General features: G+C 74.7%; 10 protein-coding genes. 5 read left to right on the forward strand and 5 right to left on the reverse strand.

The genetic code is table 11. The features are described from left to right. Window positions 1-196: 196 nt before the first annotated feature. Window positions 197-925 carry a GDSL-type esterase/lipase family protein gene (locus ACZ3IL_RS25145; RefSeq protein ID WP_467393659.1) on the reverse strand — a complete coding sequence of 243 codons (729 nt, stop codon included), beginning with the start codon at window positions 923-925 and terminating at the stop codon, window positions 197-199. Window positions 926-1,077: 152 nt separating this feature from the next. Between ACZ3IL_RS25145 and ACZ3IL_RS25150 the strand changes: the two genes are divergently transcribed. Further along, a complete protein-coding gene (locus ACZ3IL_RS25150; RefSeq protein ID WP_467393661.1) occupies window positions 1,078-2,076 on the forward strand; it encodes a WD40 repeat domain-containing protein in 999 nt (332 codons plus the stop codon). Between the two features lie 80 nt (window positions 2,077-2,156). On the opposite strand, the gene serC is transcribed toward ACZ3IL_RS25150, so the two are convergent. Further along, window positions 2,157-3,275: a phosphoserine transaminase gene (serC, locus tag ACZ3IL_RS25155; RefSeq protein WP_467393663.1), complete on the reverse strand. Its 1,119-nt coding sequence runs from the start codon at window positions 3,273-3,275 to the stop codon at window positions 2,157-2,159. Window positions 3,276-3,326: 51 nt separating this feature from the next. Between serC and ACZ3IL_RS25160 the strand changes: the two genes are divergently transcribed. Further along, on the forward strand, window positions 3,327-6,110 hold the full coding sequence (locus ACZ3IL_RS25160; RefSeq protein WP_467393665.1) for an FAD-binding and (Fe-S)-binding domain-containing protein: 2,784 nt from the start codon (window positions 3,327-3,329) through the stop codon (window positions 6,108-6,110). Window positions 6,111-6,337: 227 nt separating this feature from the next. Here the strand turns inward: ACZ3IL_RS25160 and ACZ3IL_RS25165 are convergent, their stop codons facing one another. Then, the gene (locus ACZ3IL_RS25165; protein ID WP_467393667.1) at window positions 6,338-7,207 is read right to left on the reverse strand and encodes a LysR family transcriptional regulator; all 870 of its coding nucleotides are present in this window, start codon (window positions 7,205-7,207) and stop codon (window positions 6,338-6,340) included. A 509-nt stretch (window positions 7,208-7,716) separates the two neighbouring features. Here ACZ3IL_RS25165 and ACZ3IL_RS25170 point away from each other — a divergent pair. Beyond that, a complete protein-coding gene (locus ACZ3IL_RS25170) occupies window positions 7,717-8,607 on the forward strand; it encodes an EamA family transporter (RefSeq protein WP_467393669.1) in 891 nt (296 codons plus the stop codon). A 13-nt stretch (window positions 8,608-8,620) separates the two neighbouring features. On the opposite strand, the gene ACZ3IL_RS25175 is transcribed toward ACZ3IL_RS25170, so the two are convergent. Then, entirely contained in the window at window positions 8,621-9,190 is a 570-nt protein-coding gene (locus ACZ3IL_RS25175; RefSeq protein ID WP_467393671.1) for a sigma-70 family RNA polymerase sigma factor, read from the reverse strand. A gap of 657 nt (window positions 9,191-9,847) precedes the next feature. On the opposite strand from ACZ3IL_RS25175, the gene ACZ3IL_RS25180 reads away from it, so the two are divergent. Together ACZ3IL_RS25180 and ACZ3IL_RS25185 are read left to right on the forward strand one after the other, a co-directional pair. Beyond that, window positions 9,848-10,687 (forward strand): alpha/beta fold hydrolase, encoded by an 840-nt coding sequence (locus tag ACZ3IL_RS25180; RefSeq protein WP_467393673.1) that lies wholly within the window; start codon window positions 9,848-9,850, stop codon window positions 10,685-10,687. Between the two features lie 84 nt (window positions 10,688-10,771). Next, window positions 10,772-11,605 carry an alpha/beta fold hydrolase gene (locus tag ACZ3IL_RS25185; protein ID WP_467393675.1) on the forward strand — a complete coding sequence of 278 codons (834 nt, stop codon included), beginning with the start codon at window positions 10,772-10,774 and terminating at the stop codon, window positions 11,603-11,605. A 113-nt stretch (window positions 11,606-11,718) separates the two neighbouring features. Here the strand turns inward: ACZ3IL_RS25185 and ACZ3IL_RS25190 are convergent. After that, window positions 11,719-12,822: tetratricopeptide repeat protein (locus ACZ3IL_RS25190; RefSeq protein WP_467393677.1), on the reverse strand; the 1,104-nt coding region annotated here is incomplete at its 5' end.

Consider the following 12,822-nt stretch of genomic DNA (forward strand, 5'->3'; position numbering starts at 1 on the left):
GGGCCCCCGCATTCCCTTAAGGAGTGCTTATGAGGGTGTTAAAAGCGGCCCGCGCGCCGTCCGCCGGAAAACGCGCGCGCCGTCCGCCGGGAAACCCGTGCGCCTTTTGCCGGGAAAAGGGTCCGGCGGGCGGGCGAAGAGGGCCGGCGGGGCGTCCCGCCCGGCCGGGGGCCGGTGACGCCCCTCCGGGCCTCCGCTACGCCGTCGCGAACCGTTCCGCGCGCGGCCCCCCGGTGCCCCGGGGCGCGTACGGGCCGCCCAGTCCCCACGCCCGGTGCATCGCGTCCGCGAAGGCGGCGGCCAGTTTGTGCTCGCCGCCGGGGCCCGGGTGGGTGCCGTCGTAGGTGTCGGCGGAGAGGTCGTACGACTCCGGGACCGTCGCCAGGAGGAGGGGGGAGGCGGGGGAGTCCAGGCCGGCGACGGCCCGCGCGAGGAGGCCGTTGAAGCGGGCGCACTCGGCGGCGAAGGGGGCGTCGTACGTGGCGCGGACGTTGGGGATGACCGGGAGGAGGACCGCCCGGACGCGCGGGTTCGCGGCGCGGGCGGCGTCGAGGAAGGACCGGACGTTCTCGTCCGTCTGGTCGCTGTTCGTGTAGAAGCCCAGGTCGATCAGGCCGAGCGAGACCAGCAGGACGTCCGCCCCGGTCGCCGCGACCGTCTCCCCGATCAGGGGCGCCATGTGCAGCCAGCCCTCGCCCCAGCCGGCCAGGTGGCGGCGGGCGGGGGCGGGGAAGTCCGGCGCGGCGTACGCCTCGCCGTCGTGGGGGCCGTCCGGGGCCGCCGGGTCGTACAGGCCCCGGCGCGGGCCGACGATCTCGTACCCGCCCGGAAGGGTCGCCTCCAGGTGCTGCCACATCCGGTAGCGCCAGGTCCAGTCGCCGGCGCGTCCGATGGTCATGCTGTCGCCGACGAACAGAAAACGCATGGTCATATCATCGCGGACCGTGCGCCGGGGTCCGGTGTGATCCGGGACACCGGACGCTCCCGCTCCGGGGAGGCGCCCCCGCCCGCCCCGGCCGGGACGGCGGCCTCCTCACCGGTCGGCGGCCCGGCCCGGCCCCGTGGCAGGCTGGGGGCATGCGATCTGCTCTGTGCGCCCTCGGCGCGGCGGCGGCCCTGGTGCTGCTCCCGGCCGGTCCCGTCCGTGCCGAAGGGCAGGAGCCCGACCGGGACTTCACGATCCAGGACACCCGGATCACCGAGTCCAGCGGACTCGCCGCGAGCCGGGCCCACCCCGGGATCTACTGGACGCACAACGACCAGGACGCGCCCCTGATATACGGCGTCGACTCCCGTACGGGAAAGACGGTCGCGACCCTGACGATGCGGGGGATCGGCACCCCCCGCGACATGGAGGCGATCTCCGTCGGTCCGGACGGCGACATCTACGTCGGCGACATCGGGGACAACCTCGACGGCTCCTGGGACCACGTCTGGATCTACCGCTTCCCCGAACCGGAGGTCCTGAAGGACCAGAAGGTGACGGCGCGTCAGTACGTCGTGAAGTACGCCGACGGACCGCGCAACGCCGAGGCCCTGATGGTCCACCCGAAGACCGGCCGGGTGTACATCGCGAGCAAGAAGGAGGACGGCGGCGGCCTGTACGCCGGACCCGAACGGCTCACCGAGTCCGGCACCAACGTCTTCCGGCGCGTCGGCGAGGTGCCGTGGGTGACGGACGGCGCCTTCTCTCCGGACGGCGGCCGGCTCGTCCTGCGCGGCTACCTCAGCGCCGAGGAGTACGCCTGGAAGGACGGGCGGCTCGCCGGCGACGGCACACCGGTGGGGGCCCCCTTCCAGGGACAGGCGGAATCGGTGACGTACACGCGGGACGGCTCGGCCCTCATGTTCGGCTCGGAGGGGAGGAACAGCCGCGTCCTGCGCGTGGAGCCGTCCGGGTCCGGCCGGCCGGACCCGGGGACCCCGGGCGGCGCCACGGCCTCCCCGAGCGCCCCGGCGGGCGCCTCCGCGCCCCCGGACGGGAAGGGGACGGGCAGCGTCACCGTCGGCTTCCTCGTCCTCGCCGGCGCCACGCTCCTGGTGATGGCCGGGAAGCGGCTCGTGCGCCGCGGGTGACGGGCGCGCCCCGCACGGGGAGCACGCCGGAGGGCCCGGCACCGCGCGCGGTGCCGGGCCCTCCGTACGGGAAGGGGGCGTTACAGCTTCTCGATCACGTGGTCCACGCAGGCGGTGAGCGCCCGCACGTCCGCCGGGTCGACCGCCGGGAACATCGCGATCCGCAGCTGGTTGCGGCCCAGCTTGCGGTACGGCTCGGTGTCCACGATCCCGTTGGCGCGCAGCACCTTCGCGACGGCCGCCGCGTCGATCTCGTCCGCGAAGTCGATCGTGCCGATGACCTGCGAGCGCTTCGCCGGGTCCGTCACGAACGGCGACGCGTACTTCGACTCCTCGGCCCACGTGTACAGCGCGTCGGACGACTCCTTCGTCCGGGCCACGGCCCAGTCCAGACCGCCCTGGCCGTTGATCCACTTGAGCTGCTCGTTGAGCAGGAAGAGGGTCGCCAGCGCCGGGGTGTTGTACGTCTGGTTCTTCAGCGAGTTGTCGATCGCGGTCGGCAGCGAGAAGAACTCCGGGATGTGCCGGCCGGACGCGTGGATCTTCCGCGCGCGCTCCAGGGCGGCGGGCGAGAAGGCCGCCAGCCACAGGCCGCCGTCGGCCGCGAAGGACTTCTGCGGCGCGAAGTAGTAGACGTCCGACTCGGTGATGTCGACGGGCAGACCGCCCGCGCCGGAGGTCGCGTCGACCAGGACGAGCGCGCCCTCGTCGGCGCCCGCGACCCGCTTGACCGGGGCGGCGACACCGGTGGAGGTCTCGTTGTGGGTGTACGCGTAGACGTCGACGCCCGCCTCGGCCGCCGGCTCCGGGTGGGTGCCCGGGTCGGAGGAGATCACGGTCGGGTCGGCCAGCCAGGGAGCCAGCTTGGCGGCCTTCGCGAACTTCGAGGAGAACTCGCCGAAGGTGAGGTGCTGGGACCTGTTCTCGATCAGTCCGTGGGTCGCGATGTCCCAGAAGGCGGTGGAGCCGCCGTTGCCCAGGATCACCTCGTAGCCCTCGGGCAGCGAGAAGAGGTCGCGGACGCCGGCACGCACCTCGCCGACCAGGTTCTTGACCGGAGCCTGGCGGTGTGACGTGCCGAGGAGGGAGGTGCCGGTGGCGGCCAGGGCGTCCAGCGCCTCCGTCCGCACCTTGGAGGGGCCCGCGCCGAAACGGCCGTCGGCGGGCTTGATGTCAGCGGGAATCTGGATATCGGCCACGAGGCGGAGCGTATCGGGTCCGGGAGGGGACGGTCGCGGGATGTCCGCCCGATGAGACGAAGAACGAGACATCCTTGTCTTGTGGGAAGACACCAGGGGCATCCGTCCGCACTCGCCGCGGCCCTCCGTTCCGCCGTCGCGGGAGAGGTCGACTTCTCCCCCACGGCAAGGGCCCTGACCAGCATGGACGCCTCCAACTACCGCCGCGTCCCGGACGGCGTGGTCGCCCCGCGCGACGCCGCCGACGTCGCCGCGGTCCTGGAGGTGTGCCGGGAGCACGGCACGCCGGTGGTCGCCCGGGGCGGCGGCACCTCCATCGGCGGACAGGCCACGGGCACGGGCGTCGTCCTCGACCTCACGCGGCACATGGGCGGGATCGTCTCCCTGGACCCGGAGGCGCGGACGGCGGTCGTCCGGCCGGGGACCGTCCTCGACCGGCTGCGGGCGGCGGCCCGCCCGCACGGGCTGACCTTCGGCCCCGACCCGTCCACCCACGGCCGCTGCACCCTCGGCGGCATGATCGGCAACAACGCCTGCGGGGCGCACTCGGTCGCCTGGGGGACCACGGCGGACAACGTGCGCTCGCTGGAGGTGGTGACCTACCGGGGCGCGGAGCTGACGCTCGGGAGGGAGGGGCGGGGCGCGCCGCCCGGCCTGCGGGAACTGGTGGCACGGAACCTCGCCCTGCTGCGGACCGGCTACCCGGAGGGCCTTCCGCGCCGGATCTCCGGGTACGCCCTCGACGCGCTGCTCCCGGAGCGGGGCGTGGACGTGGCCCGCTCCTTCTGCGGCAGCGAGGGCACGCTCGGGGTGGTGACGGAGGCGACCGTACGGCTCGTCCCGCTGCCCGCCGAACCCGTACTGGTGGTGCTCGGGTACCCCGACGAGGGCGCGGCGGCCGACGCGGCGCCGGGACTCCTGCCGTACCGGCCGCTGACCGTGGAGGGGATGGCGGCGGACCTCGTGCCGGACGCCGCCGGGCTGCCCCGGGGCGGCGCCTGGCTGTTCGTGGAGGCGGACGGCCCCGGGGCGGCCCGGGAGATCGTCCGGGCGGCGGACGCCTGGGACGCGGCCGTCGTGCGGGACCCGGCCGGGCAGCGGGCGCTGTGGCGGATCAGGGAGGACGCGGCGGGGACGGCGACCCGGACGCCCGGCGGGAGCGAGGCCTGGCCGGGCTGGGAGGACTGCGCGGTGCCCCCGGCCCGCCTGGGCGCGTACCTGCGGGAGTTCCGCGCCCTGCTGGCCGGCTTCGGCCTCCGGGGAGTCCCGTACGGGCACTTCGGGGACGGGTGCGTCCACGTCCGGATCGACTTCGACCTGTGGACGGAGAAGGGGGTGCGGGACTTCCGCCGCTTCTCGGAGGCGGTGGCCGCCCTGGTGGTCGCCCACGGCGGCTCGCTCTCCGGCGAGCACGGCGACGGGCGGGCGCGGGCCGAACTGCTGCCGATGATGTACGGGGAGGAGCTGGTCGCCCTCTTCGGCGCGGTCAAGGACGTGTGGGACCCGGACGGGGGCCTCAACCCGGGGATGCTGGTCCGGCCGGGACCGCTGGACGAGGGGCTGCGGTTCACGGGCCTCCCGGTGGTGGGCGTGGGGCGGGCCGCCGCCCGGTGCGTGGGCGTCGCCAAGTGCCGCACGGAGAGCGGGGGCCCGGGAACGGACGTGATGTGCCCCTCGTACCGCGCGACGGGGGAGGAGCGGCACTCCACGCGGGGACGGGCGCGGCTGCTGCACGAGATGGCGCTCGGGGAGGTGATCACCGGCGGCCGGCGCTCGGAGGAGGTCCACGAGGCCCTCGACCTGTGCCTGTCCTGCAAGGGGTGCCGCAGCGACTGCCCGGTGGGCGTCGACATGGCCGCGTACAAGGCGGAGTTCCTGGACCGCTACCACGCGGGCCCGCTCGGCCTGCTGCGCCGGCCGCGCTCGCACTGGACGATGGGACGGCTCCCGCACTGGCTGGACCTGTTCGGACGGGGCCTGAACGCGGGGCTCCGGCTGCCGTTCGCGGCGCGCCTCGCGGGCGTGACGCCGGAGCGGACGATGCCGAGGGTCGCGGAGCGGACCTTCACCTCCTGGTTCGCCGAACGCGCCTCGGACCGCCCGCCGGCCCTGACCCTCTGGCCCGACACCTTCACCGACCACCTGTCCCCGGAGACCGGCCGGGCGGCGGTCCTCGTCCTGGAGGACGCGGGGCTGGGGGTGCGGCTGCCGGAGGGGCGGGTGTGCTGCGGGCTCACCTACGTCTCGACGGGGCAGCTGGGGGCCGCGCGCCGGGTGATGCGGCGGACGCTGGACGTGATGGAGGCCGGGGGAGACCTCCCCGTCGTGGTCCTGGAACCCTCCTGCGCGGCGGCCCTCCGCACCGACCTGCCCGGACTGCTGCCGGACGACCCCCGGGCGGCCCGGCTCGCCTCCTCCGTCCGCACCTTCGCCGAGGCCCTGGAGACCCTGGCCCCGGACTGGTCCCCGCCCCGCCTCGACCGGCCCGTCACCGGTCAGACCCACTGCCATCAGCACGCGGTCCTGGGCGACGCCGCCGACCGCCGCCTCCGCGAACGCGCCGGCCTGGAGGGCGAACTGGCGGGGGGCTGCTGCGGCCTCGCGGGCAACTTCGGCTTCGAACCGGGCCACTACGAGGTCTCGGTCGCCTGCGCCGAGGACCGGCTCCTGCCCGCCCTGCGGACGGCGCCCCCGGGAGCGGCCGTCCTGGCCGACGGCTTCTCCTGCCGCACCCAGATCGGGGACCTGACGGACCTCCGGGGCCGGCACCTGGCGGAACTGCTCGCGGAGGCCGTCGACGAGACCGGCCCCGGGCGGCGGGGGGCCCGGGAGTAGTCCCGGTCGTGCTTCTCGGGGGCGGGCGGGGGGCCCGGGGCGTTCGCTTTCGGGGCGCTCGCTTCCGGGCCGCTCCCCTGGGGCCGTTCTCCTCCGGGTCGCCCCCCGGGGGGCTCCTCCGGGCCGCTCCCTCCCCCGGGCCGCTCTCCTCCGGGCGCGGGCGGCCGGAGGCGTCGTCCCGGTCACGTTTCCGGCCGCGCCCCGGGGGACGGGCCCGCGCGCGTTCCTCAGGACCGGGCCCGGGTCTCGGCGACGACCTCGCGCGCCGTCGCCACCAGCGCCTCCGTCGCCGGGTGCGGGAACGCGTCCCGCCACGCCAGGACGACCGGCAGCGGGGGCGCGTCGGACAGGGGGAGGTAGGTGACGCCCGGGTGCGGGTGGAGGGCGGCCGTGGAGGCGGAGGAGACCCCGACGCCCCGGCCGGCGGCGATCGCGGTGAGCCAGTCGTCGGTGTTGGCCACGGTCAGGGTGACCACCGGGCGGGCGGCGGCGGGCCAGAGGGCGGGGGCGGTCGTGCCGGAGACGGTGTTGAGGACGACCGTCTCGCCCGCCAGGTCGCCGAGGGCGAGCCGGTCCCGGCCGGTGAGCGGGTGGTCGGCGGGGAGGGCGGCGACCCGGGGTTCGGTGAGCAGCTCCTCGGTGACCAGACCGGGTGCGTCCACCTCGCCCCGGAGCAGGGCGGCGTCCACCTCGCCCCGGACGAGACCGGCGGTGCGGTCGTCCACCCGGAGGAGTTCGAGCGGGGTGTCGGGGTGCTCGCGCTGCCAGCGCCGGAGCAGGGGAGTGGTGTACGGGCCGAACGCCGACCAGGCGTGCCCGAGACGCAGCGGACGGTGGCGGAGGAGGCCCGGGTCCACGGCGGCGTCGAAGGCGGCGAGCGCGGCGGCGGCCCGGTCCCGGAAGGCGCGGCCCTCGGCGGTGAGGGCGAGGTGGTGGGTGGAGCGGTCCGCCAGCCGGACGCCGAGGTGGCGCTCCAGGGCGGCGAGCGTACGGGAGACGGCGGGCTGGGTGACGTGGAGCCGGGCGGCCGCCCCGGTGAGGCTGGACTCCTCGGAGACGGCGAGGAAGCAGCGGAGGTGGCGCAGCTCGATGCTCATGCGTCCGGAGCATAACCACAGCACAACCGGCATTTCCGGTGCCGTGCGGGAGCCCGTAGCGTGAGGGGTGGTCCCGGCGGTGCGCCGGGACGCACGGCGCCGGACCGGAAGCCCGGTCCGGCGGAGTCCGGTGGCGCGCGGACGCGCGCGTGGGTGTGGAGGAGCAGCGGGTGGACGGTCCGGTCAAGGGCGTGATCCCGGCCGGGACGGCCGGCGCGGGACCCGGGGGAGCGGCGGCGGTGGCGGCCGCCGGGCCGGGCCCCGGATACCGGGGAGGGTCCGTGGGGGGCGGTGCGGGGGCCTCGGGGTCTGCGGATTCCGTGGGTCCTGTGGGCCCCGTAGGTCCCCTAGACCCCGTAGGTCCCCTAGATCCCGCAGGGCCTCTAGGTTCCGTAAGGCCCCTAGGTCCCGTAGGGCCCCTGGGGGACGCGAGGCCCCTGGGGGACGCCAGGCCCGTAGGTCCCGTAGGTGACGCGAAGTCCGTAGGTCCCGCAGGGGACGCGCATCCCGTGGGTCCCGTGGGGGAGAGGTCGGTGTCCCGCCGGTTCGGGCCCGTCGCGCTCGTCGTCGCGAGCGGCCTCTCCGTCCAGTTCGGTTCCTCCCTCGCCGTCCTCCTGATGCCGCGCGCCGGAGCACTCGGGGTCGTCACCCTGCGGCTCGTGCTCGCCGCGGCCGTGCTCCTGGTCGTCTGCCGGCCCGGGGTCCGGGGCTACGGACGCGCCGACTGGGGCACGGTCGTCGCCTTCGGCACCGCCCTGGCGGGGATGAACGCCCTCTTCTACCAGGCCGCCGACCGCATCCCGCTGGGCGCGGCCGTCACCCTGGAGGTCCTCGGCCCGCTGATCCTCTCCGTGGTGGCCTCGCGCCGGTGGGCGAACCTGCTGTGGGCCGCGATCGCACTCGCCGGGGTCGTCCTCCTCGGCGGCGGGGGCTTCGAACGGCTCGACCCGGCGGGCGCCGCCTTCGCGCTCGGGGCGGGCGGCATGTGGGCCGCGTACATCGTGTTCGGCGCCCGCACCGGTCGCCGCTTCCCGCAGATCGACGGGCTGGCGCTCGCGATGGCCTTCGGCGCGGTCCTCACCCTGCCGTTCGGCGTCGCGGAGGCGGGCGGCAGGCTTCTCGTGCCGTCGACGATCGGCCTGGGCCTCGCGGTCGCCCTGTTGTCGTCGGTCCTGCCGTACAGCATGGAACTCCTCGCCCTGCGCCGCATGCCCGCGTCCGTCTTCGCGATCCTGATGAGCCTGGAACCGGCCATCGCGGCGGCGGCCGGCTTCCTCGTCCTCGGCCAGGCCCTGGCCGTCACCGACGCCCTCGCCATCGCCCTCGTCGTCGGGGCGAGCATGGGCGCGGTCCGCACCAGGACGCGCCCCTCCCGGAGACCCGCGCCGGACATCCCGTAGGGGCCGTGCGGGGTTACACGCCGAGCACGCCCCGTCCCTCGAGGACCCTGCGCAGGGCCCGCATGGCGTAGAAGGCGCGGCTCTTGACGGTGCCGGGCGGGATGCCCAGGTGCTCGGCGGTCTGGGCCACGCTCCACTCCCGGTAGTACATGAGCTGGATGACGGTCCGCTGCTGCTCGTTCAGTTCCCGGAGGGCTTCGAGCACCACGTGGGAGGTGAGGGTGGAGTCCGTGTCGTCCCGGACGGCGTCCGGTCCCGTGACGGACATCGGGTCCAGGGGGCGTGTCCGGCGGGCCCGGTGGTGGTCGATGACCAGGTTCCTGACCACGGTGAACAGCCACGGCCGGACGTGTTCGCCGCGGGTGTCCAGGGCCCGGGAGTGCTTCCAGGCGCGGGTCGCCGTCTCCTGGACGATGTCCTCCGCCTTGTGCCAGTCGCCGTCCAGCAGCCGCGTGGCGTACCGGAGGAGCATGGGCCTGTACTGGCCGTAGAGGTCGTCGACGACGGTGTCGCCGCCGTTGTCCTGTGCGAGGTGCCGGGTGTTCGCCGGGGGCGGGGCGAGGGTGGTGGTCCCCGTGTCCAAGGTCCCGTTCATAGATGACGCTCTGTCCTGTTCGGGTGTGCTGTGAGGTCGTCTCCCGCGAGAACGGGGACGCGGGACCCACACTGGGCGAAATGCCTTAGCCAAACCTTTTCGTCTTCTTGCCGCGCCGACCGCCCCTTTCTCGCGGCCGTCGGCCGGCACGGGTTCCGCCGGCCGTCACCGGCCCTGCCGGCCGTTACCGGCTCCATCGGCCACGCCGGCCGGGACCGCCCGCGCCGACCGACCCCGCCCGCGCCGGCCGGGACCGGTTCCGCCGGCCGTCACCGGCCCCTCGGCCGACCCCGCCCCCGCCCCCGCCCCCGCTCCCGTCGGCCCCGCCGTCCGGCTCCGGTCCGGCCCCTGTTTCCGGTCCCGCCCCCGCTCCCGGTCGTGAAACGTGATCCGGACAACACGGGTGAACCGGGCCCGGCACCCGTGCGTAGGACAGGGAGAAGACGCCGTCACCGCGTCCGGGCCGGGCGACGCACCGCCCCTCCCGGGGCGCGCGGCACATCCCGGCTCCTTTCCCTCCACGGAACCGCACGGGGCCGGTACGTCCGGCCGCGTGCGAGGGGCCGCGGCTTCTCCTCCCGGTGGCCCCGCCCACCCCGACACCGCCTCCGCCAGGGCCGACAACCCAGAAGAAGGACCTTCACCATGCGCATCACCCGCCCGTCCCGCCCGAGCCGCCGAGTGGCCCTGCTCGGAGTCACCGCGGCCGCGGCCCTGTCCGTCACGGCCGTCACCCTTCCCGGTGTGGCCGGAGCCGCGCCCCGCCACCAGGAGCGGCCGACGATCGTGCTGGAGCACGGGGCGTTCGCGGACGCCTCCAGCTGGGACGACGTCGTCACGCGGCTGCAGCACGCCGGCTACCCGGTGGTGGCCGCCGCCAACCCGCTGCGCGGCCCGGCGCACGACGCCGCCTACCTGCGCAGCGTCGTCAACCACATCGACGGGCCCGTGGTCCTGGTCGGCCACTCCTACGGCGGCACCGTCATCAGCCAGGCCGCCGCCGGGCTGGAGGACAAGGTCAAGGCCCTCGTTTACATCGCGGCGTTCCTGCCCGACGCGGGCGAGAGCTCGCTCGGACTGACGAACAAGCTCCCCGGCAGCACCCTGGGCGAGGCGGTCGAGCCGGTGGAGTACACGCTGCCGGACGGCAGCGGGGGCGCCGACGTCTACATCAAGCCGGACAAGTTCCGCCAGCAGTTCGCCGCGGACGTGCCGGCGGACAAGGCGCGGCTCATGGCCGCCGGGCAGCGTCCGGTCGCCGCCGCCGCGCTGGAGGAGAAGTCCACTCAGGCCGCCTGGAAGACGATCCCCTCCTGGTCGCTGGTCACCACCCAGGACAAGAACATCCCCGTGGCCGTCCAGCGCTTCATGTCGGCCCGGGCGCACGCCCGCACCACCGAGATCAACGCGTCGCACGCGGTGTCCGTCTCGCGACCCGACGCCGTCGCCCGCATCGTGGAGAAGGCCGCCCGGACGGTCCGCTGACGGTCCGCTCCGCCCCCCCGCAAGAGCACCGCGTCACCCCACCGCATCACCTCACCGCATCACCACCGAAAGGCAGCGATCACCATGGCGTTCATCACCGTCGGCCAGGAGAACTCCACCGACATCGAGCTGTACTACGAGGACCACGGCACCGGACAGCCGGTCGTGCTGATCCACGGCTACCCGCTCGACGGCCACTCCTGGGAGAAGCAGGCCGCCGCCCTGCTGGAGGCCGGCTACCGCGTCATCACCTACGACCGGCGCGGTTTCGGCCGCTCCAGCCAGCCGACCACCGGCTACGACTACGCCACCTTCGCGGCCGACCTGAACACCCTGCTGGAGACCCTCGACCTGAACGACGCCGTTCTCGTCGGCTTCTCCATGGGCACCGGCGAGGTCGGCGCCTACCTGGGCACCTACGGTTCCGCCCGCATCGCCAAGGCCGCCTTCCTCGCCTCGCTCGAGCCGTTCCTGCTCAAGACCGACGACAACCCCGAGGGTGTCGACGGGAGCGTCTTCGAGGGCATCGAGCAGGCCGTCACCGCCGACCGGTACGCCTACTTCACCGCCTTCTACCAGGACTTCTACAACCTGGACGAGAACCTCGGCACCCGCATCGGCGAGGAGGCCCTGCGCCACAGCTGGAACACCGCCGCCGGCGCCTCCTGGTACGCCTCGCGGGCCTGCGTGGACACCTGGACCACCGACTTCCGCGCCGACGTCGCCAAGATCGACGTGCCCGCCCTCATCCTGCACGGCGACGCCGACCGCATCCTGCCGATCGAATCCACCGCCGTGCCCTTCCACCGGGCGCTCCCGCACGCCGACTACGTCGTCGTCGAAGGCGCCCCCCACGGCCTGCTGTGGACCCACGCCCAGGAAGTCACCGACGCCCTGCTCACCTTCCTGGCGAAGTGACCCACGGCGGCCCGGCCGCGCTCTCCGCAGGTGACGGGCGCGGCGGGCCGGGGCACCGACCGGGACGTGGTCCCCTCCCGGCCGACGCGGAGGGGACCACGTCCCGGCCCCGTTCACCCGGTGCGGTCGTCCTCGTGGACCCGTCCCGCGTCGCCGCCCCCCGCCGGGGCGTGACCGTGCGGGGGGACACCGCCCGGCGGGTCCGGAACGCGGTGGCCGCCGGCGACCCTGTCCGGCGCGGCGGGCACGGGGTCCGCTTCGGCGTCCAGGGCGGCGAGCCGGTCCCGGACCTCCTGGGCGGTACGGGACAGGGCGTGCCGTTCGGCGTCGGCGAGGGCACGGGCCCATTCGGTGCGGGCGGCCTCCCGGTCGCCCATGGCCAGGCGGGTGTCGCCCAGCCGCATCAGCGTGCCGACGGCGTTCCTCCGGTCCCCCAGTTCCCCGAACGTCTCCATCGCCTGCCGGTAGGTGGCCACCGATTCCTCGTACCGGCCGAGTCCGCGGAGGATGTGGGCGAGGACGTCCTGGGCCTGGGCCCGCTGCCACGGCGCGCCCAGGCGCCGGAACAGCTCCAGGGCCTCCTCGCTGAGCGCGAGGCTCTTCTCCAGCCGCCCCAGGTTGGCGTGGAACCAGGCGAGTTCGACGAGGCACTCGGCCGTCCACAGTTCGTTCCCCGTCTCCCGGGACAGTGCGAGTCCGCGTTCGGAGTGCTCCACGGCCTCCGGAATCCGGCCGAAGAGGTACAGCGCGCACGCCGTGCCGTAGTGGGCGCGGGCCTGTTCGTCCACGACGCCGAGTTCTTCGAAGATCGCGGTGGCCCGGCTCAGGTGGTCCAGTGCCTCTTCCTGGTGGCCGAGGTAGCCGTGGACGCCGCCGATGTGGCGCAGGCAGCGGCCTTCTTCGGCGCGGTCGCCGCGGCGTCGGGCCGCTTCCAGGGCGGGGGTGAGGGCCGCGATGGCTTCGGGCCAGTATTCCTGGCGGTTGAGGTGTTCCTTGAGGGACCAGGCCAGTCCGGTGGTGTGGCGGTCGAGGTCGTGGTCGGTGGCGGTGTGCAGCAGGGCTTCGAGGACCGGGCGTTCGGTGGTGAACCAGGTGTTGGCCTGTTCGACGGTGGTGAGGGTTTGGGGGGTGGCGCCCGTGCTGGGGGTGCCGAGGTCGAGTGTGGGCAGGGAGTCCTGGCGGAAGAGGCGGTTGGCCTCGTAGGCGGTGAACATGTA

This window comes from Streptomyces sp. NPDC014907, from assembly GCF_055562975.1.

What these genes read in the sequence shown, in the direction of transcription:
- ACZ3IL_RS25145 (WP_467393659.1), bottom strand. Translation starts at nt 925, where the DNA reads ATGCGTTTTCTGTTCGTCGGCGACAGCATGACCATCGGACGCGCCGGC.
- ACZ3IL_RS25150 (WP_467393661.1), top strand. Translation starts at nt 1,078, where the DNA reads ATGCGATCTGCTCTGTGCGCCCTCGGCGCGGCGGCGGCCCTGGTGCTG.
- ACZ3IL_RS25160 (WP_467393665.1), top strand. Translation starts at nt 3,327, where the DNA reads ATGAGACGAAGAACGAGACATCCTTGTCTTGTGGGAAGACACCAGGGG.
- ACZ3IL_RS25165 (WP_467393667.1), bottom strand. Translation starts at nt 7,207, where the DNA reads ATGAGCATCGAGCTGCGCCACCTCCGCTGCTTCCTCGCCGTCTCCGAG.
- ACZ3IL_RS25180 (WP_467393673.1), top strand. Translation starts at nt 9,848, where the DNA reads ATGCGCATCACCCGCCCGTCCCGCCCGAGCCGCCGAGTGGCCCTGCTC.
- ACZ3IL_RS25185 (WP_467393675.1), top strand. Translation starts at nt 10,772, where the DNA reads ATGGCGTTCATCACCGTCGGCCAGGAGAACTCCACCGACATCGAGCTG.